Genomic DNA, 24,410 nt, shown 5'->3' on the forward strand with positions numbered 1-24,410 from the left:
CACACTGGCCCGGTCAATCACAACGGAGAGCCGGTCATGGTGGATTTCACGGGGCAAACGGTACTGATCACCGGCGCGGGCCGGGGCCTGGGTTTGGCCTACGCCCGCTGCCTGGGGCGGCTCGGCGCCCGGGTGTGGCTGCAGGACACCGGCGCCGACCGGGACGGGGACGGCGAGGACCCGGCGGTGGCGCGGGCGGCGGCGGAGGCGCTGCGCGGAGAGGGCCTGGACGTGCAACCTGTAGCCGGACGGCTGGACCACCGAGACCACTGCCGCGCCCTGGTGGACCAGGTGGGGGAGCAGGATGGCCGCCTGGACGCGATGATCCACAACGCCGGCTGGGTGGCCTATCAACCGGTGGAGACGATCACCGAGGAGGCCTTCGACCGCATGATGGCCGTGGCCGCCAAGGCGCCGCTGTGGCTGGCCCAAGCCGCCTGGCCGGGGATGAAGGCCGCCGGCGGCGGGCGGCTGGTGTTCACCACTTCCTGCCGGGCCCTGTATCCCCAGTACGTGCAGCCCGGGCTGGCCGCCTACGCCGCCGCGCGTATGGCGGTGGTGGGCCTGGTCAATGTGCTGGCGGAAGAGGGGCGCGCCCATGGCATCCGCGTTAACGCGGTGTCACCGGTGGCGAAGACGCGCATGTGGGGCGTGGAAGGCGAGCCGGACGAGCTGCACCCTGCCCAGGTGGCACCCGGGGTGGCGTTTCTGGCGTCCTCGGATTGCCCGGAGGGCGGCTGGATTCTGCGCGCCGCCAATGGCCAGTTCCACGCCACCCGGGCGGTGGAAGCGGCGGGCGTGGACTACCCCCGGGACCTGCGCGCGGTGCCCGCCGCCGGGGTGGAAAAGATCGCCGCCGCCTGGCCGCGCATCGCGGTGCCGGCGGTGGAGCCGCGCTGAACCCGGCGGTCCCCGGTCAGGCCGGAACTTCCGCGCGCCGTTGGTTGACCACGCACAGCCCCCCGACGATGGCGCTCGCGCCCAGCCAGAACAGGGCGTTCTGCTGCTCGCCCAGCAGCACCACCGCGAACACCACGCCGAACAGGGGCGCCAGGAAATTCATGGCGGACACCTGGGAGGTGTAGTGGCGGCGCAGCATGGCGAAGAACACCAGATAGCCCAGGAAGGCCACGCCCACGGTCTGGAACGCCAGAGAGGCGACCAGCGTCGGGCTCCAGTGGATGGCCCAGCCGCCGGCGGGCACCAGGGTGGCCAGCCCCAGCAGCGGCACCGAGCCGAACAGCTGGTGGAACAGCACCACCGGCGCGTCCAGATCGCGCAGGCGGGTGGCGCGGATCACCATCACCGTGGCCGCCCAGCACACCGCGCCGGCGAAGCACAGCAGGTCGCCGACCAGGGTGGCGGCGCCGCTGCCGCTGGCGCCGGAGAAGGCGGTGAGCGCCACGCCCAGAAACGCGAACAGAATGCCCAGCACCTTGAAACGGCGCACCGGTTCGTCGCGGATGATGTACATGGCGCCCAGGGCGATCATCATCGGCGCGGTGTAATAGATCACCGCCGCGTGGGCGGCGCTGGTCAGCGCCAGGCCCAGATAGAGAAAACCGAAGTCCAGCGCGAACAGCAGGCCCAACAGCATGGACGGGCCGGCGGGGGCGCGGAACGGGTTGCGCCGCTGGCTAACAAACCACAGCGCCAGCAACGCCGTGCCGCCCAGGGAGCGCAGGAAGGTTTGGGTGAGCGGCGCCATGTCCCCGACCACCGCTTTCACGGCGACTTGCTGGGCGCCGAAGGCGGCGAACACCAGCATCAGAATCAGGATGGCGCGGGATGTCAGAGGTTGCAGCGGCATAACACACTCAAGCCATGGCGGCGGCCGGAGCCGGCCGCTCGTGGACGAACAAATGGGCGAGGGCGGACAGCACCCCCAGCACAATGGCCAGGTACCATATCTGTTGATAGCTGGCGAAGCGATCAAAGAACACGCCACCCAGCCAGACGCCGGCGAAGCTGCCCAGCTGGTGGCTGAGAAACACGAAGCCGAACAGGGTGCCCATGGCGCGGGGGCCGAACTGAATCAGCACCAGGGCGCTGGTCAGCGGCACCGTGGACAGCCACAGCACGCCCATCACCAGGGCGAAGATCATCACCGAGGCCGGCGTCAGTGGCAGGGTGATAAAGATCAGAATCACCAGGGCGCGCAGGGCGTAAATGGCGGCCAGCACATAGGGCTTGGGAAAACGCATGCCCAGCCGGGAGGCGAACAGGGTGCCGAAGATATTGGCCAGCCCGGCCAGCGCCAGAGCCTGCAGGCCCAGGGCGCGCAGCTCCGCCGGCGAGGCGGTGGACACGCAGAAATTCTGCACATAGTTCGGCAGGTGGGCGGTGATAAAGGCCAGGTGGAAACCGCAAACGAAGAAGCCGGCGTTGAGCAGCAGGTAGTCGCGCTGGCGGAAGGCGCCGCGCACGGTGGCGGCCAGCGCCGTGCCGGCGCCATCCGCGGCGGCGTCCGGATCGGCCACCCGCAGGCGCGGAATGCACAGCGCCATGGGCAGCAGGGTGGCGGTGATCACCAGCAGGGTCATGCGCCAGTCCAGCCACTCGATCAGCCAGGCGGTGAGCAGCGGCAGCACCACCTGGCCGGCGGAACCGATGGCCGAGGCGATGCCCAGGTAATGGGCCCGTTTGTGCTCCGGCGCCGCCCGGCCCACCACCGCCAGCACCACGCCGAAGGCGGTGCCGGAAATGCCCATGCCCACCAGCACCCCGGCGCCCAGGTGCTGGGCCCAGGCGCTGCTGGCGGCCACGCAGATCAGCATGCCGGCCAGGTAGCAGATGAAACCCAGCCACAGGGCACGGCGGTCGCCGTAGCGGTCGGCGATGATGCCGAAGCCCGGTTGTGCCAGCCCCCACACCAGATTCTGGATCGCGATGGACAGGGAAAACACCTCGATGCGGCCGCCGAACAGCTCATCGGACAACGGCTGCACCACGCCACCGAACACGGCGCGCACGCCGAACGCCAGCGCCAGCACCACGCCGCCGGCGACCACGATGGTCCGGGTATCCCGGAGGCCGGTTTCGGCCGGTTGTGCTGGTCCCGTCATGGCGCCTCCCTTCAACAGCTCTCCCTGCACGAGCCACGAATACTAGCAGCGCCTAATCGGGCTCAGAATCGAATAACGCTGAAACACCGGTTCAGTTGCGCTGAATATGAGCGGCACACCTTCGCCATGCACGGGCAGCCGCAATCGTGACCGTACCGCCCCCGGGGCGGGTTCCCTTTGTCAGTTACAGCGCCGCGCGCGGCGGCCATGATGCCTGGAATCAGGGTGAGGGAGCCGATTATGCAAATCGATACGAGCACACCGGTGATGGTTACCGGCGCCACCGGCTACGTGGCCGGGCGATTGGTGGAGCGTTTGCTCGAAGAGGGGCTCACCGTGCACGCGGCGGTGCGCGACCCGGACAACCCGGACAAGCTCAAATATCTGAACGCCATTGCCGAACGCACCCCCGGCCAGATCCGTTACTTCAAGGCGGACCTGCTGGTGCCGGGCTCCTACGCGGCGGCCATGGAAGGCTGCTCGGTGGTGTTCCATACCGCCTCGCCGTTTATCACCTCGGTGAAGGACCCGCTCAAGGAACTGGTGGAGCCGGCCCGGCAGGGCACCCGCAACGTTTTGGAAACGGTGAACGACACGGCCACCGTGGGCCGGGTGGTGCTGACCAGCAGCTGCGCCGCCATCTACGGTGACAACGCGGATCGGGAAGATACCGCCGGCGGTGTGTTCACCGAGGCGGACTGGAACACCAGTTCGTCCCTGGACCACCAGGCCTATGCCTATTCCAAGACCCTGGCCGAACGGGCCGCCTGGGAGATCGCCGACGCTCAGCAACGCTGGGATCTGGTCACCATCAATCCATCCCTGGTGGTGGGGCCGGGCATCAATCCCAACGCCACCTCGGAGAGCTTCAGTATTCTGCGACAACTGGGCGACGGCACCGCGCGCATGGGCGTGCCGGACATCGGCCTGGGCGTGGTGGATGTGCGTGAAGTGGCCGAGGCCCATTTACGCGCCGCCTTTCTGCCGGCCGCCCACGGCCGCTACATTCTGTCCGGCCACAACACCAGTTTTCCGGACATCGCCCGGGTGCTGCGTCACCGCTTCGGCCAGGACTACCCGTTGCCCAAGCGCACCTTGCCCAAGCCGGCGGTGTGGCTGTTCGGCCCGGTGGTGAACAAAACGCTGACCCGCAAATACGTGTCCCGCAACGTGAACCTTCCCTGGCGGGCGGACAACCGGCGCAGCCGCGAGGAACTGGGCATTCGGTACCGGTCGCTGGAGGACTCCCTGTTCTCGTTCTTTGAACAGGTCATGGGCTGAGCGCCGGGCCCGCTATTTTTACATCGATTTATGGATTCCTGACGCGGCGCGCTTATCGATTCCGGTAAGGTGAAATCACGGGTTCCGCGCGCGGAACCTCGCCAGCCCCGGCCTTGCCACGAGGCCGCCGCGCCAGCCACAAGGATCGGTGACCATGCCCAAGTTCTCTCGTTTCCGAATCTCACGCCGCGATCTTCTGATCGTCGGCGCCGTCACCTCCGCCGCCCTGGGTCTGGCCAGGCTGGCCTTCGGCCGGCCCGGTGGCCCGTCGCCCGGGTCCGCCGGCGGCGAGTCGCCGGGCGTTCACCGGGCCGAGCTGGCCTTCAACGTCAACGGCGAACCGCGCACGCTCACCGTGGACACCCGCGTCACCCTGCTGGACGCCCTGCGCGAACACCTGCATCTGACCGGCACCAAGAAGGGCTGCGACCATGGCCAGTGCGGCGCCTGCACGGTGATGGTCAACGGCCGCCGCATCAACGCCTGTTTGTCCCTGGCGGTGATGCATGAAGGCGACGAGATCACCACCATCGAAGGGTTTGGCACGCCGGAGAATCCGGACCCGATGCAGACCGCGTTTATCGAACACGACGGCTACCAGTGCGGCTACTGCACGCCGGGGCAGATCTGTTCGGCCAAGGCCACCCTGGAGGAAATCCGCGCCGGCATCCCCAGCCATGTGAGCGCGGATCTGAGCGCGCCGATAAGGGCGACCCCGGAGGAAATCCGCGAGCGCATGAGCGGCAACCTGTGCCGCTGCGGCGCCTACGCGAACATTCTGGAAGCGGTCCGGGACGTGGCCAAGGAGACCCCATGAGAGCCTTTACCTACCAGCGCGCCGCCTCCCCGCAAGAAGCGGCCCTGGCGGCGGCCGGCACCGACCACGCCCGGTTTATCGCCGGCGGCACCAACCTGCTGGACCTGATGAAGATCGAGGTGGAAACCCCCACCCATCTGATCGACGTGAACGGGCTGGGCCTGGACACCATCGAGGCCACCGACGACGGCGGGCTGCGCATCGGCGCCCTGGTGCGTAACACCGACCTGGCCGCCGATCACCGGGTGCGCCGGGATTACGGGGTGCTCACCCGGGCGCTGGTGGCCGGCGCCTCCGGCCAGTTGCGCAATAAGGCCACCACCGGTGGCAACCTGCTGCAGCGCACCCGTTGTCCGTATTTCCAAGACACCAACATGCCCTGCAATAAACGCCAGCCCGGCGCCGGCTGCGCCGCCCGCGAGGGAGCCAGCCGCCAGCTGGCGATCATCGGCGCCAGCGAGCACTGCATCGCCACCCACCCCAGCGACATGGCGGTGGCCCTGCGGGTGCTGGACGCCCGGGTGGAAACCATCGACGGCCAGGGGCGCACCCGCCACATTTCGTTAGCGGATTTCCATGTACTGCCCGGCGAGACGCCGCACATCGAATCGGTGTTGGAAAAAGGCGAATTGATTACCGCCGTGACCCTGCCGGCGCCCCCGGGCGGCCGGCATTTTTACCACAAGGTGCGGGACCGCTCGTCCTACGCCTTTGCGCTGGTGTCGGTGGCGCTGGTGCTGCGCGCGGACGGCAGCGGCCGGGTCGCCCTGGGCGGCGTGGCTCCCAAACCCTGGCGGGACGAACGGGCGGAGGCGGCCCTGCCACGGGGCGCCGGCGCGGTGATCGAGCGGTTGCTGGACGGCGCCCGCCCGACCCAGGAAAACCGCTTCAAGGTAACCCTGGCCGAGCGCACCCTGGCCGCCGTGCTGGCGGAAGCGAAGGAGTAGCCCATGCGATTCGATCAACCCGCGGATCCCAATGCCGCCGACCAGGGCCGGGTGCTGGGCCGCCCCCACGCGCGTATCGACGGCCCGCTGAAAACCACCGGCACCGCCCCCTACGCCTATGAACGCCACGACGTGGCCGTCGGGCAGTTGGTCGGGTATCCGGTGGTGTCGGCCATCGCCAAGGGCCGCATTAAAGCCATGGACACCCGCGCCGCGGAGGCCGCCCCCGGCGTGGTGGCGGTGATCACCACCCTGGACCGGGAGCCCCTGCCCAAGGCCAGGATGAACGTGGTCCACCTGTTCGGCGGCCGTGATATTCAGCACTATCACCAGGCCATCGCGGTGGTGGTGGCGGAGACCTTCGAACAGGCCCGGGCCGCCGCCGCCCTGGTGCGAACCGACTACCACCAGGACCCGGACGCCCGCTTTGATCTGGCCGCCGAGCGCCGCGCCCATCAGGATGACGAGGTGGAGCCGGCGTCCCGGGTCGGTGACTTCGACAGCGCCTTCCAGGCGGCGCCGGTGAAACTGGACGCCACCTATTCCACGCCGGGGCAATGCCACGCGCAGATGGAACCGCACGCCTCCATTGCCCAATGGAAAGACGGCACCCTGACCCTGTGGACCGCCAACCAGATGGTGGCATGGAGCCGCAAGGCCCTGGCCAAGGCGTTCGATCTGCCGCTGGAAAAAGTGCGGCTGGATTCCCCCTATATCGGCGGCGGCTTCGGGGCCAAGCTGTTCCTGCGCGCCGATGCCGTGCTGGCGGCGGTGGCCGCCCGGGCCACCGGTCGGCCGGTGAAGGTGGCGCTGCCGCGACCCATGATCGCCAACAACGCCACCCATCGCGGCCTGACCATTCAGCGCCTGCGCATCGGCGCCAATGAAGACGGGCGCATCACCGCCATCGGCCACGACAACACCACCAACACGCCGCCGGGCGGCGGTGGCGAGGAAGCCACCATTCCCACCGAGCATTTTTACGCCGGGGCCAATCGTTTGCTGGTGCACCGGCCCCTGGAGATGCACCTGCCGGAAAGCAACGCCATGCGTGCCCCCGGCGACACCGCCGGCCAGATGGCCCTGGAAGTGGCCATGGACGAGATGGCGGAAAAGCTCCACATGGACCCGGTGGCCTTCCGGGTGCTCAACGACACCCAGGTGGACCCGGGCAACCCGGAGCGGCGCTTCTCTCAGCGGCACTTCGTGGAATGCTTGGAGCGCGGCGCCCGGGAATTTGGCTGGTCCAAGCGTAACCGCACCCCCGGCGGGCGCCGCGACGGCGTCTGGCTGGTGGGGCACGGCATGGCCGGCGCCTACCGGGGCTCGCCGGCCCAGGCGTCCGGGGCCCGGGTCACGCTCAAGCCCGATGCCAGGGTGCGCGTGGAAACCGATATGACCGACATCGGCACCGGCTCCTACACCATCATCGCGCAGACCGCCGCCGAGATGCTGGGTGTGCCGCTGGAGGCGGTGCAGGTGAGCCTGGGCGATTCCGACTCGCCGGTGTCCGCCGGCTCCGGCGGCCAGTGGGGCGCGGCCAGCGCCACCGCCGGGGTGTACGCCGCCTGCCTGGCGCTGCGCGAACGGATCGCCGAACGGCTCGGCGCCGAACCCGGGGACCTGGCGTTTGAGGACGGCCAGGTGCGTCATGGCGGCGAAACCACGCCGCTGGCCGGCATCGGCGGCGATGGTGACCTGGTGGCGGAAGACCGCATCGAGTTCGGCGACTTCCGTGACAAGGACTATGTGCTGGCCACCTTCGCCTCCCATTTCGTGGAGGTGGGCGTGCACGCCTACACCGGCGAGATCCGCGTGCGCCGCATGCTGGCGGTGTGCGACGCCGGCCGCATCCTCAATCCGATCACCGCCCGCAGCCAGGTGATCGGCGGCATGACCATGGGCGTGGGCGCGGCCCTGATGGAAGAACTGAAGGTGGACACCCGCTACGGTTTTTTCGCCACCCACGACCTGGCCAGCTACGAGGTGCCGGTGCACGCCGACATCGGCGAGCAGCAGGTGATCTTCCTGGACGGCGAGGACCCCTGCTCGTCGCCGCTCAAGGCCAAGGGCGTGGGTGAGCTGGGCATCTGCGGGGTCAGCGCCGCGGTGGCCAATGCGGTCTACAATGCCACCGGTGTCCGGGTGCGCGACTACCCGATCACCCTGGACAAATTTCTCGACCGGCTGCCCCGGCCGGCCTGACCCGCAGGCCGGCGTGGCTTGATTCGCGCGCCGGCTTTCGTACCCTTGATGGCTCCTTGATCGCCCCCGGTCTTCGATGAATCACTCACCGCCTTTTACCGCTTCCCTGTTCGACGATGACGGCACCCTGCCACCGGTGGTGGGCGCCGCCGACCCGGATCCGGCCCTCGCGCCCCTGGCCGGCGCCCTGCCGCCGCGACTGTGGTTGGGCACCTCGTCCTGGCATTACCCCGGCTGGGCCGGGCGGGTTTGGGACCGGACCTACACGGAAGAGCAGCTGTCCCGCCACGGCCTGCCATCCGCTGTTCCGCGGGGTGGGGTTGGACCGGGGCTTCTACCGGCCGCTGACGGTGGAGCAATACGCCGGCTACGCCGACCAGGTGCCGGCGGATTTCCGCTTTCTGGTGAAGGCGCCGGGGCAGGTCACCGATGCCCTGCGGCGCGGCCGGGGTGGGCAAGGGCTGCAGCCCAATCCGGATTTTCTCGACCTGGAACTGGCCTGGCGGGATCTGGCCGCGCCGGCCGGGGAGGGGCTGGGCGACAAACTGGGCGCGCTGGTGCTGCAGATCAGCCCGCTGCCGGCGGTGTGGCTGAACGATATGGCGCCGGTGATCGAGCGGCTGCACAGCCTGCTGCGCGCCCTGCGAGTACGGGCCCCGGCGGCGCTGCTGGCGGTGGAGGTGCGCGACCCGCACTGGCTGACACCGGACTTCGTGGCCGCGCTCAAGGACACCGGCGCCACCTATTGCCTGGGGCTGCACGGCAAGATGCCGCCCATCGCCGAGCAGCTGCCGATCCTGCGCGCGCTGTGGCCGGGCCCGCTGGTGTGCCGCTGGAACCTGAACCTGAAACACGGCGCCTACGGCTACGAAACCGCCCGCGACCAGTACGCGCCCTACGACAAACTGGTGGACCCGGACCCGGACACCCGCGCCGCCCTGGCGCGGGTGATCGCCGGCACCACCGGCGCCGGCTGGCCGGCCTTCGTCACCCTCAGCAACAAGGCGGAGGGCAGCGCGCCGCTTTCCGTGGCCGCCCTGGCGGAAGCGGTGCTGGCCGCCGGCGGGTCGCGCTGATCGCAACCGGCCGACGTCAATCAGGGCGATCGGCTGACATTCCTGCTCTTTGATTTCCTACAACACCACGGGCCATCGTCCGACTCCGCCGCCGTTGCCGCCTGCGTACATTAAGCACCTGGATGGTCCATCCTCGCGGATGGGGTTTATTTGTACGCAAGGAACGTATAGTATGCGAGCGGTATTCGTGGAGTTGACGCCATTCCGGCGCCACCGGGCGGCGTATCTGGACGAGGACACCTATTGGCTGCTGCAGCGGATTCTGATGCTGCATCCCGAGGCCGGCCCCCGAATTCCGGGCACTGGCGGATTGCGCAAGTTGCGGTTCGTCGATGAACGGCGCGGCAAAGGCACGCGCGGTGGCTTGCGGGTGATCTATTACTGGTAGCCCACGGGCGGTCAGTTCTGGTTGTTCACGCTCTACGGCAAGGACGAGGCCGAGGATTTGACGCCGGCGGAGCGCCGCATGTTGAGGCAGACGCTGAAGGCGGAGCTGATGGCCCGGCGTAACCAGATGGGAGGACGATGACATGAAGCGGGATCTGTTCGCGGAATTGAAGGAAGGCTTTCAGGAACTGGAGGCGCAGCGTCAGGGCAAGCTGACGCTGCGTGGTCAGGAGGCGCGGCTGGCGCCGGTGGCGTCCATCGACGCCGACGACCTGCTGGCGCTGCGCGAGCGTCTCAATCTGTCCCGGGCGGTGTTCGCCATGTATCTGCGCACCAACCCGCGCACCCTGGAAAACTGGGAGCAGGGCCGCGCCCGACCCAACGCCCAGGCCGCCACCCTGATCCGCCTGATCGAACGCTACCCGGACACCCTGGAACGCCTGGCCGGGCTGTAGTTCCGCGCCCGGGCGACGGCGTGTTCCGGTCGCTGGCGCGGGGCCGGGCGGCGGTGTAATGTCGCGGGCTTTTCAACGGGGGCAAGTCCATGAATTCCGTCAGCAAAGCCGCGATGCTGCTCGCCGCTCTGTCCGTCACCGGCTGCGCCGGCATCGTCGGCGGCGAGTTGGCCCGGGTGGACCAGACCTCGGTGGCGGTACCGATCTGTGACCCGGACACCGGCCCCACGCCCTACTATTTCGAACTCGACGCGGACGCCCGCAACGATTACCTGGACGATAACCCGGCCGGCAGCTTGTCCGGCTGGACCCTGGGCCTGCTGCCCACCTACTGGCTGTCGCCGCTGAAAGCGGAAGCCCGCTTGTACCACCAGGGAGAGCCCATCGACACCTACCAGTACTCCGCCCGCGTGCACAAATTCTACGGCCTGCTCTGGGCCCTGCCGCTGATCCCGGTGAACGCCGTGGTGGCCGATTACAACCAGGTGCCCGCCAACGAGGGGGTGGGCCTGGCGGTGGGCTGGATCATCCCCGACAAAGCCGCCGCCCGGGCCTACCTGGACGCCACAGAAAAGCGTGGTCTGGCGCCGGATCAGGTGTGCTACCAGCGCGGTGACCGCTGGCATTAAGAGGTAGGGCGGATCAGGCCGGGTCCCAGCCGCAGTGAAAGCCGTGGGGAATGTGATGGGGCAGGGGCACCGCCGCCACCTCGGTCAGGTCGTCGTCGCGGGCGTCGAACAGCACGATCTCGCTGCGGTGCACCCGGGCGTCGTAGACGGCGGCGCACAGATAGCCGTCGCCTTCGCGCTCCCCTTCGGGCACGAACGCCGGTTCCGAGATATAGCGTCCCGGGCCCAGGCGATGCAGGGCGGTGTGGCCGGTTTCCGTGTCTTGCCGTTGCAGGGCATTGAAGAAGCCGCCGTGGTCGGCCAGGGCGGCGGTGTAGAGAAAGCGGCCGGGCAAACCCTGATAGCGCTGGTCGAAGATCGGAAACTCACAGCCGGCGGCGTGGGGCAAGGCTTCCAGGCGGTGGCCGCCGGTGCGCAGGTTGAGCCGTAACCGCACCGGTTCGCCGGCTTCTCCCTGGACATGGTCGGTGAAGTGGGTGAGGCCCTGGTTGATGCTGAAATCCTTGAAGCGCACCAGTTCCACGAACAGTTCGTCGCCGATCTCCCGGGCGTTGCCGAAATGGAACACCACGAACGGGTCCAGCTCGAACACCCGCACCGTTTTCAGGGTGTGCAGATCCACCACATGGGCGCGCATGCCCCAGGCCGGGTTATGGGTGAGGCAATCGTTGAGGGTGCGCAGGCCCAGCAGCAGGCGGCCGATGCCGGTGATTGCCACCGGCTGCTCCAGGAACAGCCAGTAGCGCTGTGACATGGCGGAGCCGTGCAGGAAACTCAAGCGCGGCAGCGGAAAATGGCCGCGCGCGGCCATGCGGCCGTCGGCGCCGACGCGGTACAGGTTCACCCGCGCGCCCCGGCGGCCCAGGCTGACGCCATGGTTGTAGTAGCAGCCGGATTCCGGGTGGTGGTGGCCATGGGCGCTGAACGGCTCGAACGGCCGCAGGCCGCCGCCGAAGCCGGCCTCGCCCAGGGTGCTCAGATCGTCCGGGTCCAGGGCCCAGGGGCGGCCCCCTTCCCATTGCGCCAGCAGCCGGTTGCCGTGGCGCACGATGCTGGTGTTGGCGGCGTTGGCCGGTGGCCGGCCCAGGTTGGCCAACGGGCCGCCCGGGGCATTGTGGCCGAAACCCCGTTTGCGGATGCGGCCGGCGGCGGTTTCCGCCAGGTATTTCGGGGTGCGCACGAAGCGGTTGCGGTAGCGGGCGCCGCCGTCGTCAAAGGTGAGGGCATGGACCATGCCGTCGCCGTCGAACCAGTGGCCAAAGGTCTGGCCTCCCAGTTGGCTGCGGCCCGGGCCAATGCGCAAAAAGGTGCCGCGCACCGCCGCCGGCACCCGGCCACGGATGGCCGTCGCCGGGATGCGCAGGTCCCGTTCCTGTTCCAGGTTGGCGAAACCGCCGCGGTGATCATGGCATCGGTCCATGCGGGCGCCCTCCGGCGGTAGCAGTCCACGGACAGTGCCCCAGGTATACTGGGTATATACCCGGTGTGGCAAGCCCGGACCGCCCCGGGGGCGGCCCGGGGCGGCGCTGGCCTAGGGCGGATTGATCGCCGCTTCCAGGCCGGTTTCCACGGACAGCCCGGTGTCCTGGCGGATTTCCAGGTAGCTGTCGTTGGCCAGCGTGTAGGCGGGCCAATGCAGGTCGTCGGGGCTGGGGTCGCCGGTTTTGGCGAAGTTGGTCCACAGGGTCATCATCCGGTCGCTGACCGTTTCGTCGTCCTGGTCGTAGCCCATGGACAGGTACAGGTCCACCGGGTCGCCCTGGGAGCCGGTGACGCCGTTGCCGTTGAGATCCCCGATCACCGGCCGTTGTCCCTGCGGCGTCAGCACCAGTCCGAGCAGGAAGTTCTGCACCAGCCCGGCGGGATGGTTGAACAGGTAGGGCAGTTCACAGCCGTGGCAGCTGCGCAGGCCCAGGTCTTCCCAGCCCGGCGGCACCCGGGTGAACTTGTAGATGTACTGGTTGGACTGGTAGGCCGCCGAGCGCTGTTCCAGCCACACCGGCAGGGCGGCGCGCAGGTGCGGGTAGTCGCCGGCGGTAACACCGGCCATCAGCGGTACATCGCTGGGCAGGCCGTCGATCACGTTCTGATAGTAGGTTTTGGTTTGATAGAAGTGGTCCACGTTGGGCCGGTAGGTCTGCCTGGGAATCTCGCCGGCGCGGTCGGCGTCGGTAAAGGCGGTCCAGGGCAGGGCGCGGGCCTGTTCCAACGTCTCCACGCCGACCCGCTCGAACAACGCCTGGCCGATGGCCTCGGATTCCGCCAGGGAATCGTTGGCGGCGCTGTCTTCCTCCAGGGGCGCGAAGCCGCTCATAACGATGGCCTTGTGGAACAGGCCGGAGGCTTGGGGTGAGTTCATCAGCGAGTAGGTTTTACCGCCGCCCCCGGACTGGCCGAAGATCGTCACATTGTCCGGGTCGCCGCCGAAGGCGGCGATGTTGTCGCGCACCCATTCCAGGGCCATCACCAGATCCATCTGGCCATAGTTGCCGGAGCCGTTGTAGCCGCTCTCCTCGGTAAGGGCCGGGTGGGCGATGTAGCCGAACGGGCCCAGGCGATGATTGACGGTGACCAGCACCACGCCCCGGGTGGTCAGGCTGTCCGGGTTGTTGTACTGCTCGGAGTTGCCGGACAGGATGGCGAAGGCGCCGCCGTGGAACCAGACCATCACCGGCAGGCCCTCGGCGTCCTTGGGCGCGGTCACGTTCAGGTACAGCGAGTCCTCGCTCATGCCGCCCTCATTGACGCTTTCCAGCGCCGGGTCCTGGGCGGACTGGTCCGCCCAGTCGGTGGCCTGACGCACGCCCTGCCAGGGCCGGGGCGGCACCGGCGGCTTCCAGCGCAGCTCGCCCAGGGGTGGGGTGGCGTAGGGAATGCCAAGGAACTGCCAGGTGCCGTGGTCGGCTTCGAAACCCAGCAGTTCGCCGCCGCTGGTGGTGACCTGTTTGCGCGGGCCGGTGGCGCGGCTGAAATGGGCCAGGGCGGTCTCGGCGGAGCGCACCCGGCGGGGCCGGGGGTCGGTGTCGCTGAACAGCGCTCGCTGGTTGAGCTGGTCCAGCAGCGGCTGCAGCTCGGTCCGGAACGTGGCGGTGTCGCGGCTGAAGTCGATGTCCGCCGCGTGTTCGGAGACCACTCCGGCGATGGCTTCGCTGATCTGGATGCCGTTGTTCAGGTCGCCGTCCTGGTCCAGGGTCTGCAGCAGGATCAGCTTGTTGTGCACCTCCGCTTGGTCGGCGGCCGCGGCGCCGTCGGTGATGCTCAACGGGGTCAGTACCCCGGCGCCCCGGGCGCCGCCCAGGGCCAGCTCGCCGATAAAGAAGCTCACCGTGTCGCCGTCCCGGTAGCGGAACCGGCCCTGGCCGTCGGTGACGGCGGCGTCCCGGTCGCCGGCCCGGTAGCCAAGCCCGGCCACCGGGCCGTCCATGAAGGTGCCCTGGCGGCTGGCGCCGCCGGGGGACCGGCTGTCACTGTCGCCGCAGCCGACCAGCGCCAGTGGCGCCAGAGCCAGGGCCAGGCCGGTTATTCGTGCCATGGATCGCATGTTGTTCTCCTCGATTTTTATTGTTCGTCAGTCTTCCAATACCGCGCCCAGGCCGCTTTTCACCTCGGCGGTGGCGCTGATTTCCACATAGCTTTCGGTGGCGTCGTCGTAGAGCGGGTAGGTCAGTTCGCCGGGAATGTCCGGGCTGCCGGTTTTGGCGAAGTTGGTCCAGATGGTGAGCATCCGGTCGATCACCTGATCGTCGGTGGCGTTGAAGCCCGCCGACGCCATGATGTCCGCCGGGTCGCCCTGGGAGCCGCTCACGCCGTTGCCGTTCAGGTCGCCGATCACCAGCGACTGGCCGGTGGCCGGGTCGATCACCAGCCCCAGCAGGTAATGGGTGACCACGCTCTCCGGCATGTTGAAGGTGTAGGCCAGCTCGGCGCCGTGGTAGGCCTGCACGCCCCGGTCCCTCCAGCCGGCGGGCTGGTGGGTGAAGTAGGTGGCGTAGTGGTTGGCGGAGCACAGTGGCGCCATCCACGGGAAGACGTTGATGGCGGTGCTGGTGGGGTCCGGCGTGTCGTTGGCGTTGACGCTGAACATAAAGGGCACGTCGTTCTGGTTGCCGGACTCGAACGCCACCCGTTCGGTATAGGGCAGGTAGTGATTGTCCACATTGGTATAGGGCGTCAGGGTGGCGGCGGCGGCCACCACCTGGCGCCAGTCGGCGTTGCGCATGTCCTCCAGGGAGGCGGCGCCCAGGTTGGTCTGCAGCTGGCTGCCGATGGCCTCCGCGTCGGCCAGGCTACGGGTGTCGGGGATCAGGGTGCCGCTCTGGCTGATGGCCCGGTGGAACAGGCCGGCGGCCCGGGGCGAGGCCATCAGCGACAGGGTTTTCCGGCCGCCACCGGATTCGCCGAAGATCGTCACGTTGTCCGGGTCGCCGCCGAAGGCTTCGATATTGTCCTGGACCCATTGCAGGGCGGCGATCAGATCCATCTGCCCGTAGTTGCCGGAACCGTTGTAGCCGCTTTCCGCGCTCAGATCCGGGTGGGCGATGTAGCCGAACGGCCCCAGCCGGTGATTGACGGACACCTGCACCACGCCCCGGCTGGCCATCGCCTGAGGATTATTGAACGGCTGGGTGTTGCTGGTCAGGGCGGTGAAGCCGCCACCGTGGAACCAGACCATCACCGGCAGCCCCTCGGCGTCCTTGGGCGCGGTCACGTTGAGATACAGGGAGTCCTCGCTCATGCCGCCTTCGCCGAAGCGTTCCAGGGCGGTGTGCTGCGCCGCCTGGTCGCTCCAGGCCACCGCCTGGCGCACCCCCTGCCAGGGCTCCGGCGCCACCGGTGGTTTCCAGCGCAGCTCGCCCAGGGGCGGTCGGGCATAGGGGATGGCCAGATATTGCCAGGTGTCCGCGTTGCCCTCGAAGCCGAGCAGCCGGCCACCGGTGGTGGCCACCTCATGGCGCGGGCCGGCGGCTCTCAGAAAGGTGTCGCGGGCATCCGCCGCCGAGGTCAGGGGGCGGGGGCGCGGGTCCGTGTCGGAGAAGGCGCCGGCGTTCTCCAGCGTGGTCAGTACCTCCCCCAGGGCGCTGTTGAAGTCGGCGCTGTCCTGGGCCGGGTCCAGGCTGGCGGCGGCGTCGGAGACCTGCTGGCGGATCCGCTCGGTGAGCTGAATACCGTTATTGAGATCGCCGTCCGCGTCCAGGCTGTGCAGCAGCACCAGGGTATTGGCCGCCGGCGTGTCCAGGGCAGCCCTGCTCTCGCCGCCCAGGTCGGCTTCGGTGAGCCGCGCGGAGGGGGCGCCCTGGCCCAGGGTCAAGGCACCGATGGCGAAGGTCAGGGAGGCGTCGCCGGTATAAACGAAGCGGCCGTCGGCGTCGGTGGTGCGCGTGGCGCCATCGCCCTGGCGGTAGTCCAGCCCGGCCACCGGGATGGCACCGAATACGCCGTTGCGTGATTGGGGGGCCGGGTCGTGATGCGAGGATGAGCCGCCGCAACCGGCCATCACCAGGGCCAGCGAGGTGAGCGCGGTGGCGCTGAAGGTGGCGCGCCAGGGATTCTGAAGAGCGCTTATTTTCATAGTAATGGACTCCCGTTTGTTATTTTTTCCGGGAATGAGAACCGGCGCGCATCGCCGCCGAGGCGCAGTCCGGTTTCTTTCCGGTGTCGAACATTCAGGGTGGCGTATGCGCAAGCGGAAGGATTGAACGGTTTTGCCTCACACCGCCGGACGGTGGCCGCCGCACCGCAAAAACGTACAAGGTGGACCGTTTGAGACATGGGCTATGATGACGGGCGGGCTCTATGCCGGCGGCCCCCGCCGCCGCGAAGGAGAACAGCCATGGCGTTGAGAAGCGTGCCCGGCGACGGCCCCGGCTTCGGGCTGCTGTCGCACCGGGTCAAGGATCACGTGTACATGATCGGGCGGCGCGGTTTTATCTATACCGCGCCCTGGATCAGCACCGGCACCACCCGCCCGCCGTCGGCGGCATTGCTGCTGGCTGTGGGAAACGGCCGTTTCGCCGTCAACGCTGGCGGCCGGGAAATTCACACCGGCGCGGTGCTGATTCCACCGTTCGTGCCCCGCGCCCTGATCGCCCGGGACGTGCCGGTGGTGGGGTTCCACGTCACGCCCAGTTCCTGCTGTTACGACCGGCTTGCCCAGCTGGCGGCGGGCCGGGTGCGCCCGCTGGAGCGGGATTGGTTCGGTGACTTCGACGGGGCCCTGGACGCGCTGTTTCATGGCCACTATCCCGCCGCCGGGGCGCCGGCGCTGTATCAGTCGGTGCTGCGGGAACCGTTCCGCCACCTGCAGGCACCGCCCCACGGTGACCCGCGCGGCCCGCGCATTCGCGCCCTGCTGGAGCAGCAACCGGAACTGAGCCTCTCGCAACTGGCCGAGCAGCTGGGCATGTCGTATTTCTGGGCGTCCCGCCTGATGCGCGACGTGTTCGGTATGTCGCTGCGCGATTACAAGGCCTGGCGCAAACTTCAGTGCGTGTTCGAGCTGCTGCACTCGCGCCGCAGCCTCACCGACATCGCCCACGCCGCCGGCTTCACCGATTCCGCCCACCTGTCACGCACCTACCAACGCTGGTTCGGCCAGCCGCCTTCTTACAGCCGTAACAGAAACCATGTGCGTATCCTGCGTTGCTGGTAGACGCCCCGCCGGTCTGAATGTCACCGTCTTCACGGCGGTTTTTTTTGACAGTGAGAGAATGAACGATAAACCTATCAGCACCCGCACAAACCCGGTCCCCCGTAGTTATGAGCAAACGCATTAATTTTGACATGTCATCAGGCGACAAGGATGAGCCCCCTTCCATTGCGGGGCTGAATGCCTTTTCCCCCTCTTTGCTCGCCGACATTTTCAATCAGCTGCCGGAAGCGGTGGTGGTGGCCGATATGAGCCGCCGGGTGGTGTATGCGAATCCCGCCACCGAGCGCCTGTTCGGCTACTGCCGATCGGAAATGATTGGCCAGCGGACTTCCCTGTTCTATGCCCATTCCGAGGATTTCAACGAGCAGGGAGAGCAGCGCTATAACCCCAACGTCAATGGCGGCATGGACAATTACCGGATGTCCTATCGCTGCGCCGACGGCAGCGTGTTTCTGGCGCACACCTGCGGCGGCTTGCTGCGTGACCTGGAAGGAAAGCCCAGTGGCTATATCGCGCTGGTGCGGCCGTCCCGGCCGATGGAAAAATCCATTGATACGCTGCAGCGCCTGCACGCCATCAGCGCCAATCCGGCCCTGGACAGGGGCGCGCGGATCGACGCCATTCTGGCATTGGGCGCGAGTCACTTTGATTTGCCGTTGGCGATTCAGTCGCGCATCGACGGTGAGCAATACCTGGTGGAGCATTGTGTCAGCCCGGATGGTGCGGTGGTGCCGGGCGCCCGTTTCGATTTGCCGGGCACCTACTGCGTGACCACCCTGCGGGCCGGCCGCCCGGTCGGGTTTCACCACACCGCGCAAAGCGAACTCAAGAAGCACCCCTGCTACCTGAACTTCGGATTGGAATCCTACATCGGCAGCCCGATTCACGTGGGCGGAAGGGTATACGGCACCCTCAACTTCTCCTCCCCGGAGCCCTGCTCGCCGTTTACCCCGGACGATCTGATCTTCATGCAGTTGCTGGCGGACACCGTGGGCCATGAAATCCACGAGCGGGAGATGAACGATCAACTGCGCGCCCTGGCCCGCACCGATGAACTGACCGGCCTGGCCAACCGCCGCGCGATCATGGAAACCCTGGAGTGGCAAATAGCCCGGGCGCGCCGCTCCGGGCTGCCCCTGTGTGTGCTGTCCATGGACCTGGATCATTTCAAACAGGTTAACGACACCTGGGGGCATGCCGGCGGTGACAGCGCCCTGCGAGCGTTCGCCCGGGTGCTGGTGCGCTCCTGCCGGGAGGTGGACCGCTGCGGCCGGTTGGGTGGCGAGGAGTTCATCATGGTGTTGCCGGATACCGACCTGGACGGCGGTCGGGCGGTGGCGGAACGTCTGTACGACACCATGGCCGCCACGCCATTGCAGGTGTCCGACCAGGACCGTATCACCATGACGTTCAGTGCCGGTCTGGCCCTGCTCCGCCCCGAGGAAACCGTGGCCCCGCTGCTGCACCGGGTGGACGCGGCGCTGTACCAGGCCAAGAACAGTGGCCGTAACCGCCTTTGCGTGGCCGGCGACTAGCCGCCGTCCGCGCCACCGGCGGGCCATGTTAGGATGGCGCCCCCCTGCCGCCGACACGGTAACCTCCGCCGATGAAACCCGCCCGCGAAACCCTGGATCTCACCGGCCCGGCGGGCCGCCTGCGTCTTACTCTGGATCATCCCGTCGGTGAGCCCGCTGGCGTGGTGCTGGTGGGGCACCCGCAGCCGGTGCTGGGCGGCTCGCCCCGCCACCCGGTGCCCCATGCCCTGGCCCGGGCCCTGCGCGAGGCCGGCTGGCTGGCGGTGCGGCCCGCCTTCCGGGGCGTGGACGGCTCCGACGGCGAACACGATGCCGGCGAGGGCGAGACCGACGACACCCTGGTGATGATCGAGGCCCTGCGCCGGCGCTGGCCGGAGCTGCCCCTGGCGCTGGTGGGGTTCTCTTTTGGCGCCTGGGTGTTCGCCCGGGCGGCGGCGCGCCTGGATCAGCCGGTGGCGGCCCTGGCGCTGCTCGGCATGCCGGTGGGGCAGGTGCCCGATGGCCGTCACTATCAACCGGTGGCGGTGCCCGACGGCGCCCTGCTGTTGCACGGCGAGGACGACGAGCGCGCGCCGCTGGCGGACCTGCTGGCCCATCTGCGCGCCGCCCGCCACCCGGTCACCGTGTTCCCGGGCACGGACCATTTCTTCAAGGGCTGCCTGCCGGCGGTCGCCGCCCGGGTGGTCGAACACCTGGGCCCGGTGGCGCGGCGGTGAACCGGTTCGCTGCCTGGCGCCGTGCCCGGGCCCGGCGCCACTCACAGCGCGCCGCGCTGGCCGCCGAGGACGCGGCCCTGGCCCGCACCGGCCGGGTGGGCGCGGAGCTGTTCGCCCGCTTCAGCGAGGCCCACGGCTACGGCACCGCCACCCCCATGAGCTGGTTGACCAATCGGCTGACTGTGTTGCACCGGCGTCTGCGTGAAGGTGGTACCCTGGAGCTGCACGAACCCGGCGCCGCGCCCCTGATGGTGCCGGGCGCCGGAGACCACGGCGAGACCGTTTTTCTGCAATGGATCGGGCGCCATTTTCCTGATTCGCTGGCCTGATCCGGCGCCGGCCCGATCCGATGCCGGAACATTTGAACAAGGAATACTGATGGGAGCCCTGCCCCATGAGCGATGAACAAACCCCCTGGCGCTGTGCCCGGGGCCGGCCCTACGACCCCTTTCCGGTACTGGACGCCCTGGCCGCCGGCGATGCTGGCGCGCTGGACCGTCTGCGCGACCACCTGGTGCACAACGGCGCCGTGGGCACCGCCTCCTACGCGGCGGTGCCGCGGCTGGTGGACGCCGGCCAGCTGGCGCTGGTGGCGGCCATCGAACTGGGCCGCGAGGAAGAGGGCGCGCCGTCGCTGCCGGCGGCCCTGCGCACGCCCTATCTGCGCGCCGTGGAGCACGCCCTGGAGCGGGTACCCGGTGACAGCGAATGCCTGCAGGCATGGTATGCCCTGCACGCCGCCCGGCGTGGCCACCGCGAACTGGCGCGGGCCCTGCAGTTCATGGACCGCCGCGAGATTCTCGCCCGCCACGGCTGAGCCACCTATGGACCAAGCACCGATCACCTTCCACGCCCGCTCCGTGGTGCTCGAGCATCCGCGCGGCGCCAGCTATCTGCTCGGCTTCGCCGACGACCCGGACAGCCCGCGGCACTACCTGATGCTGCAGCGCGACTTCGAGCCCCTGGAGGCGGTGGAGGAAGCGCCCGGCTATTACCTGGAATGGTGCGGCCCGGAGCAGGCCGGGTGGGGCGGTGTGGATACCGTGACCCAGGCCGCCGACCGCGTCACGTTCACCTTCGAACCGGCGGTGGGAGCTATGCTGGGTTTCCGTTGTCTGACCATCACCTTCGACGCCGGTGGCGTGGATCATGCCACCCTGGCGGCGCGGTTGCGGCGGATGTTCCGCGACTGTGGCGTGGAACTATCCCTTCTTTAAACCTCCGGTGCATGGAGCGCGCGGCATGGACAAAGTCCGCAAGCAGCAACTCTGGCAACGTCGGCTGGCACCTGGATAACTGATATGAACGAACCCGAACAACCTGTGATCAAGCCGGCGGTCCGCGAAGAGATCATGGCGCGCCTGGCCGCCGCCGAGCGCGAGCACGGGGTGCGCATTCTGATGGCGGTGGAATCCGGCAGCCGTGCCTGGGGTTTCCCCTCGCCGAACAGCGATTACGACGTGCGTTTCGTGTACGCGCACCCGCGGGACTGGTATCTGTCCCTGGACCTGGAAGACCGCCGTGACGTGATCGAATACGAGATCACCGACGACATCGACCTGAACGGTTGGGATCTGCGCAAGGCGCTGAAACTGTTCGCCAGATCCAATCCGTCCTTCGTGGAATGGATTCAGTCACCCATCGTCTACCGGGACGACGCCGGCTTCGCCGAGCGCGCCCGGGAACTGCTGCCCCGGGTTTACGCGGTGGACAGCGGTGTGTTCCATTACCGGAGCATGGCCGACAAGAATTTTCACGGCTATCTGAAGGCTCAACTGGTGCCGCTGAAAAAGTACTTTTATGCGTTGCGCCCGCTGCTGTCGATCCGCTGGCTGGAGCGCTACCGCACACCGGCGCCCATCGAATTCGACCGGCTGCGCCAACTGGTGGCGGACAACAGTGCCGTCAGCAAGGACATCGAGCGGTTGCTGGCGCGCAAGCAGCGCAGCCAGGAAAAGGAATTCGTGCCGGCGATGCCGGCGCTCAACGACTTTATCGAACAGGAGCTGTCCCGGTTTTCCCGCTATCAGGCCAAGGGCGACGCGCCGGCCGGCGGCGAACTGGAATCGCTCAATGAATTTTTCCGTGATTGCCTGCCTGGAGAAACCCCATGACCACGTCCTGGCGTCTGGATGACGCCCAAGCGGTTGCCGATGAAAACCCCTATACCTTCCACAAACCGTCCGCCACGGCGGTGAGCGCCCTGACGCCCGGCGAACGGGCCAAGCTGATTTTTCTGTTCGACAGCGACGACCCGGAGGCGCCCACCGGCGAGCGCATGTGGGTGGAAATCCTCAGCATCGGCGACGGCGTGTTCGAAGGGCGGCTGGCCAATGAGCCGTTGTACATCCAGGGCCTGGCGCCGGGTGAGACGGTGCGCTTCGAGGCGCGCCATATTATCGATGTGAGCGTGGACGATCCGGAGCCTTCCATGGCCCGGAAATACGCCCGCTACTGCCTGGTTTCCCGGGACGCCTATGACGACGGTGGAAACGTGGGCTTCATGTACCGGGAACAGCCGGTGGACGACCAGGACAGTGGCTGGTGCTTTATGAGCGGCGAGGAAAGCAATGACTACCTGGACGACCCGGCCAATGTGCTGAACCTGCCCCTGGGCGCGGTACTGGCCAAGGACGACAGCTTCGCGGCGCTGCTGTCCTGGCCGCCGGAAGTGGCTTTCGAACGCGCCGAGGACGGCACCTTCCGGGAAGTGTCGATGCCCCAATAGGCGTCACCGGCGCGAATCGCCGCGTCTGGGTGGCATGAAGCTTGCTCTTCCATCAGTGGCCTGACGTTTCTTACCGGGCACGGGCCGTGCCCGGGGCGGAGGGCCCGATTTTGGGTACTGGGAGGCAAGATCATGCGCGTTATCGGAACATCCCTGCTGGGCGTCGGCCTGGCGCTGCTCACCGCGCCGGCCCACGCCGCGGACTGCGCCGCCGGCGACGCCCGGCATTTCACCCTGGCCGCCAACAAGGACACGGTGCACTGGGGCTATTTCAGTAAGGACGCCAAGCCGCTGATTGAGGTGAACTCCGGCGACTTCGTGACCCTGGAAACGCTCACCCATCATGCCGGGGACGACTACGACCGCATGATCAAGGGCGACGACGGCGCCGAGAGCGTATTCCACTGGACCAAGGACGAGAAGGGCGTGGAGCGCCGTGGCGCCGGTCCCATGGATGCCTCGGTATACGGGCGCGGCGCTGGCGAAGGCTTCGGCGTGCACATCATGACCGGCCCGGTGAAGGTGTGCGGCGCGGAACCCGGTGACGTGCTGGAGGTGCGCATCCTCGACGTGCACCTGCGCCCCAGCGGCAATCAGGAATTCGCCGGCAAGACCTTCGGCTCCAACGTGGCCGCCAACTGGGGCTTCCAGTACAACGATCTGATTGAGTCGCCGGACCAGCGCGAAGTGGTCACCATCTTCGAACTGGACAGCAGCGGCGCCAATGTCTGGGCCAAGCCGCTCTACAACTTCCGCTGGACGCCGCAGACCGACCCCTATGGCGTGGAGCACGAGACCATCGATTACCCCGGCGTGGTGGTCGACCACGACACCGTGGACGAGCAGCCGGTACTGGAAGGCGTGCAGATTCGCGCCCGGCCGCACTTCGGCACCATGGGCGTGGCGCCCCGGGAAGCGGACATGGTGGACACCGTGCCGCCGGCCTACTTCGGCGGCAACATCGACGACTGGCGCATCGGCAAGGGTGCCACCATGTACTACCCGGTGGCGGTGGACGGCGCTCTGTTCTCCGTGGGTGACCCGCACGCCGCCCAGGGCGATTCCGAACTCAGTGGCACCGCCATCGAAACTTCGCTCACCGGGGTATTCCAGCTGATTCTGCACAAGCAGGCGGACCTGAAAGGCACGCGGCTCAGCGGCCTTTACTATCCGCTGCTGGAAACCGACGACGCCTGGGTGGTGCACGGTTTCAGCTACCCCAACTACCTGGCCGAGCTGGACCAGCCGCAACAGACGATCTATCAGAAATCGTCCATCGATCTGGCCATGCGCGACGCCTTCCGCAAAATGCGCCACTTCCTGATGACCGCCCAGGGCCTCACCGAGGATGAGGCGGTGAGCCTGATGTCGGTGGGCACCGACTTCGGCATCACCCAGGTGGTGGACGGCAACTGGGGCGTGCACGGCACCGTCAAGAAGGAGGTGTTCATACACCGCTGAGTGGCGTGGGGCGGTCTTTATAGTGTTTTGCAAAACCCGGGTTTCGGGGGGCGGTTTCGCCCTCCACACTGGGGGCAGCTGAACAACGAAAGGAGGCACCATGTACAGCGCGGAATACGCAACCAACCACCCCACCCGGGATGAAATCCAGGGTATCGCCGAACCTACGGTACTGGAGTTTGGCAGCCCGGACTGCCCCTACTGCCAGAAAACCGAGCCCATGGTGAAGGCCGCGTTCCAGGACTTTCCCGGTATCAGCCACGTGAAACTGGCGGATCACCAGGACAAGATGCTGGGGCGCGCGTTCAACGTGGACAAATGGCCGACGCTGATCTTTATTCAGGAAGGGCGGGAAGTGAGCCGTCTGGTACGGCCGGAAAACGAGGACGCGATCCGCGACCGGATGGAGGACATCGATGCCAACCCGGCGCGCAGCGCACAAAGCGGCGGCTCCTGAGG

At 67.8% G+C, this 24,410-nt stretch carries 24 protein-coding genes; 19 read left to right on the top strand and 5 right to left on the bottom strand.

Annotated elements, in window-relative coordinates; genetic code table 11:
* Positions 1-36: 36 nt before the first annotated feature.
* Entirely contained in the window at positions 37-900 is an 864-nt protein-coding gene (locus tag FGS76_RS02195) for an SDR family NAD(P)-dependent oxidoreductase (protein ID WP_138770986.1), read from the top strand.
* 16 nt (positions 901-916) lie between these two features.
* On the opposite strand, the gene FGS76_RS02200 is transcribed toward FGS76_RS02195, so the two are convergent.
* Both FGS76_RS02200 and FGS76_RS02205 read right to left on the bottom strand, forming a co-directional pair.
* Positions 917-1,810, bottom strand: a complete 894-nt coding sequence (locus tag FGS76_RS02200) for a DMT family transporter (protein WP_138770987.1) — start codon at positions 1,808-1,810, stop codon at positions 917-919.
* 7 nt (positions 1,811-1,817) lie between these two features.
* Entirely contained in the window at positions 1,818-3,065 is a 1,248-nt protein-coding gene (locus FGS76_RS02205; RefSeq protein ID WP_138770988.1) for an MFS transporter, read from the bottom strand.
* 240 nt (positions 3,066-3,305) lie between these two features.
* Between FGS76_RS02205 and FGS76_RS02210 the strand changes: the two genes are divergently transcribed.
* The 8 genes from FGS76_RS02210 to FGS76_RS02245 all read left to right on the top strand — a co-directional run bounded on the left by FGS76_RS02210 (position 3,306) and on the right by FGS76_RS02245 (position 10,862).
* Entirely contained in the window at positions 3,306-4,346 is a 1,041-nt protein-coding gene (locus tag FGS76_RS02210; protein WP_138770989.1) for an NAD-dependent epimerase/dehydratase family protein, read from the top strand.
* Between the two features lie 154 nt (positions 4,347-4,500).
* A complete protein-coding gene (gene paoA, locus FGS76_RS02215) occupies positions 4,501-5,163 on the top strand; it encodes an aldehyde dehydrogenase iron-sulfur subunit PaoA (RefSeq protein WP_138770990.1) in 663 nt (220 codons plus the stop codon).
* Entirely contained in the window at positions 5,160-6,110 is a 951-nt protein-coding gene (locus FGS76_RS02220) for an FAD binding domain-containing protein (RefSeq protein ID WP_138770991.1), read from the top strand. The genes paoA and FGS76_RS02220 overlap by 4 nt, the downstream gene beginning before the upstream one ends.
* 3 nt (positions 6,111-6,113) lie before the next feature.
* Positions 6,114-8,315 carry an aldehyde oxidoreductase molybdenum-binding subunit PaoC gene (gene paoC, locus FGS76_RS02225; RefSeq protein ID WP_138770992.1) on the top strand — a complete coding sequence of 734 codons (2,202 nt, stop codon included), beginning with the start codon at positions 6,114-6,116 and terminating at the stop codon, positions 8,313-8,315.
* A gap of 320 nt (positions 8,316-8,635) precedes the next feature.
* On the top strand, positions 8,636-9,391 hold the full coding sequence (locus tag FGS76_RS02230) for a DUF72 domain-containing protein (RefSeq protein WP_240692372.1): 756 nt from the start codon (positions 8,636-8,638) through the stop codon (positions 9,389-9,391).
* 172 nt (positions 9,392-9,563) lie between these two features.
* Positions 9,564-9,779, top strand: coding sequence for a hypothetical protein (locus tag FGS76_RS19515; protein ID WP_205717155.1), 216 nt, complete (start codon positions 9,564-9,566; stop codon positions 9,777-9,779).
* 142 nt (positions 9,780-9,921) lie between these two features.
* A complete protein-coding gene (locus tag FGS76_RS02240; protein ID WP_138770993.1) occupies positions 9,922-10,233 on the top strand; it encodes a helix-turn-helix domain-containing protein in 312 nt (103 codons plus the stop codon).
* An 89-nt stretch (positions 10,234-10,322) separates the two neighbouring features.
* Positions 10,323-10,862 carry a hypothetical protein gene (locus tag FGS76_RS02245; RefSeq protein ID WP_138770994.1) on the top strand — a complete coding sequence of 180 codons (540 nt, stop codon included), beginning with the start codon at positions 10,323-10,325 and terminating at the stop codon, positions 10,860-10,862.
* Between the two features lie 13 nt (positions 10,863-10,875).
* Here the strand turns inward: FGS76_RS02245 and FGS76_RS02250 are convergent, their stop codons facing one another.
* The 3 genes from FGS76_RS02250 to FGS76_RS02260 form a co-directional block, all read right to left on the bottom strand.
* Positions 10,876-12,282, bottom strand: a complete 1,407-nt coding sequence (locus tag FGS76_RS02250; protein ID WP_138770995.1) for a carotenoid oxygenase family protein — start codon at positions 12,280-12,282, stop codon at positions 10,876-10,878.
* 111 nt (positions 12,283-12,393) lie between these two features.
* Positions 12,394-14,394: a carboxylesterase/lipase family protein gene (locus FGS76_RS02255; RefSeq protein ID WP_138770996.1), complete on the bottom strand. Its 2,001-nt coding sequence runs from the start codon at positions 14,392-14,394 to the stop codon at positions 12,394-12,396.
* A gap of 36 nt (positions 14,395-14,430) precedes the next feature.
* Positions 14,431-16,431: a carboxylesterase/lipase family protein gene (locus FGS76_RS02260; RefSeq protein WP_138770997.1), complete on the bottom strand. Its 2,001-nt coding sequence runs from the start codon at positions 16,429-16,431 to the stop codon at positions 14,431-14,433.
* Positions 16,432-16,692: 261 nt separating this feature from the next.
* Here FGS76_RS02260 and FGS76_RS02265 point away from each other — a divergent pair, with 261 nt between their 5' ends.
* The 10 genes from FGS76_RS02265 to FGS76_RS02305 all read left to right on the top strand — a co-directional run bounded on the left by FGS76_RS02265 (position 16,693) and on the right by FGS76_RS02305 (position 24,408).
* Entirely contained in the window at positions 16,693-17,511 is an 819-nt protein-coding gene (locus FGS76_RS02265) for a helix-turn-helix transcriptional regulator (protein WP_170214377.1), read from the top strand.
* Positions 17,512-17,705: 194 nt separating this feature from the next.
* Positions 17,706-19,046, top strand: a complete 1,341-nt coding sequence (locus tag FGS76_RS02270) for a bifunctional diguanylate cyclase/phosphodiesterase (RefSeq protein WP_170214378.1) — start codon at positions 17,706-17,708, stop codon at positions 19,044-19,046.
* A 71-nt stretch (positions 19,047-19,117) separates the two neighbouring features.
* The gene (locus FGS76_RS02275; protein WP_138771000.1) at positions 19,118-19,762 is read left to right on the top strand and encodes an alpha/beta hydrolase; all 645 of its coding nucleotides are present in this window, start codon (positions 19,118-19,120) and stop codon (positions 19,760-19,762) included.
* Complete coding sequence (locus FGS76_RS02280; protein WP_138771001.1) at positions 19,759-20,091, top strand: hypothetical protein; 333 nt, start codon at positions 19,759-19,761, stop codon at positions 20,089-20,091. Before FGS76_RS02275 ends, FGS76_RS02280 begins: the two co-directional genes overlap by 4 nt.
* A 65-nt stretch (positions 20,092-20,156) precedes the next feature.
* A complete protein-coding gene (locus FGS76_RS19400; protein ID WP_170214379.1) occupies positions 20,157-20,579 on the top strand; it encodes a hypothetical protein in 423 nt (140 codons plus the stop codon).
* A 7-nt stretch (positions 20,580-20,586) separates the two neighbouring features.
* On the top strand, positions 20,587-20,979 hold the full coding sequence (locus tag FGS76_RS19405; protein ID WP_170214380.1) for an Imm10 family immunity protein: 393 nt from the start codon (positions 20,587-20,589) through the stop codon (positions 20,977-20,979).
* An 84-nt stretch (positions 20,980-21,063) separates the two neighbouring features.
* Entirely contained in the window at positions 21,064-21,876 is an 813-nt protein-coding gene (locus FGS76_RS02290; RefSeq protein WP_240692373.1) for a nucleotidyltransferase domain-containing protein, read from the top strand.
* A complete protein-coding gene (locus FGS76_RS02295; RefSeq protein ID WP_138771003.1) occupies positions 21,873-22,490 on the top strand; it encodes an immunity protein Imm33 domain-containing protein in 618 nt (205 codons plus the stop codon). The genes FGS76_RS02290 and FGS76_RS02295 overlap by 4 nt, the downstream gene beginning before the upstream one ends.
* A gap of 132 nt (positions 22,491-22,622) precedes the next feature.
* Entirely contained in the window at positions 22,623-23,951 is a 1,329-nt protein-coding gene (locus FGS76_RS02300) for an acetamidase/formamidase family protein (RefSeq protein ID WP_138771004.1), read from the top strand.
* Between the two features lie 100 nt (positions 23,952-24,051).
* Positions 24,052-24,408: a thioredoxin family protein gene (locus FGS76_RS02305; protein ID WP_138771005.1), complete on the top strand. Its 357-nt coding sequence runs from the start codon at positions 24,052-24,054 to the stop codon at positions 24,406-24,408.
* Positions 24,409-24,410 lie beyond the last annotated feature (2 nt).

Source organism: Alloalcanivorax gelatiniphagus, from assembly GCF_005938655.1.
GTDB classification, from domain to species: domain Bacteria; phylum Pseudomonadota; class Gammaproteobacteria; order Pseudomonadales; family Alcanivoracaceae; genus Alloalcanivorax; species Alloalcanivorax gelatiniphagus.

Coding starts and splice junctions, on each gene's coding strand:
- FGS76_RS02195 (WP_138770986.1), top strand. CDS start 37: ATGGTGGATTTCACGGGGCAAACGGTACTGATCACCGGCGCGGGCCGG.
- FGS76_RS02275 (WP_138771000.1), top strand. CDS start 19,118: ATGAAACCCGCCCGCGAAACCCTGGATCTCACCGGCCCGGCGGGCCGC.
- FGS76_RS02205 (WP_138770988.1), bottom strand. CDS start 3,065: ATGACGGGACCAGCACAACCGGCCGAAACCGGCCTCCGGGATACCCGG.
- paoA (WP_138770990.1), top strand. CDS start 4,501: ATGCCCAAGTTCTCTCGTTTCCGAATCTCACGCCGCGATCTTCTGATC.
- FGS76_RS02305 (WP_138771005.1), top strand. CDS start 24,052: ATGTACAGCGCGGAATACGCAACCAACCACCCCACCCGGGATGAAATC.
- FGS76_RS02240 (WP_138770993.1), top strand. CDS start 9,922: ATGAAGCGGGATCTGTTCGCGGAATTGAAGGAAGGCTTTCAGGAACTG.
- FGS76_RS19515 (WP_205717155.1), top strand. CDS start 9,564: ATGCGAGCGGTATTCGTGGAGTTGACGCCATTCCGGCGCCACCGGGCG.
- FGS76_RS02265 (WP_170214377.1), top strand. CDS start 16,693: ATGGCGTTGAGAAGCGTGCCCGGCGACGGCCCCGGCTTCGGGCTGCTG.
- FGS76_RS19405 (WP_170214380.1), top strand. CDS start 20,587: ATGGACCAAGCACCGATCACCTTCCACGCCCGCTCCGTGGTGCTCGAG.
- FGS76_RS02245 (WP_138770994.1), top strand. CDS start 10,323: ATGAATTCCGTCAGCAAAGCCGCGATGCTGCTCGCCGCTCTGTCCGTC.
- FGS76_RS02300 (WP_138771004.1), top strand. CDS start 22,623: ATGCGCGTTATCGGAACATCCCTGCTGGGCGTCGGCCTGGCGCTGCTC.
- FGS76_RS02210 (WP_138770989.1), top strand. CDS start 3,306: ATGCAAATCGATACGAGCACACCGGTGATGGTTACCGGCGCCACCGGC.
- FGS76_RS19400 (WP_170214379.1), top strand. CDS start 20,157: ATGAGCGATGAACAAACCCCCTGGCGCTGTGCCCGGGGCCGGCCCTAC.
- FGS76_RS02250 (WP_138770995.1), bottom strand. CDS start 12,282: ATGGACCGATGCCATGATCACCGCGGCGGTTTCGCCAACCTGGAACAG.
- paoC (WP_138770992.1), top strand. CDS start 6,114: ATGCGATTCGATCAACCCGCGGATCCCAATGCCGCCGACCAGGGCCGG.
- FGS76_RS02200 (WP_138770987.1), bottom strand. CDS start 1,810: ATGCCGCTGCAACCTCTGACATCCCGCGCCATCCTGATTCTGATGCTG.
- FGS76_RS02290 (WP_240692373.1), top strand. CDS start 21,064: ATGAACGAACCCGAACAACCTGTGATCAAGCCGGCGGTCCGCGAAGAG.
- FGS76_RS02255 (WP_138770996.1), bottom strand. CDS start 14,394: ATGGCACGAATAACCGGCCTGGCCCTGGCTCTGGCGCCACTGGCGCTG.
- FGS76_RS02220 (WP_138770991.1), top strand. CDS start 5,160: ATGAGAGCCTTTACCTACCAGCGCGCCGCCTCCCCGCAAGAAGCGGCC.
- FGS76_RS02260 (WP_138770997.1), bottom strand. CDS start 16,431: ATGAAAATAAGCGCTCTTCAGAATCCCTGGCGCGCCACCTTCAGCGCC.
- FGS76_RS02295 (WP_138771003.1), top strand. CDS start 21,873: ATGACCACGTCCTGGCGTCTGGATGACGCCCAAGCGGTTGCCGATGAA.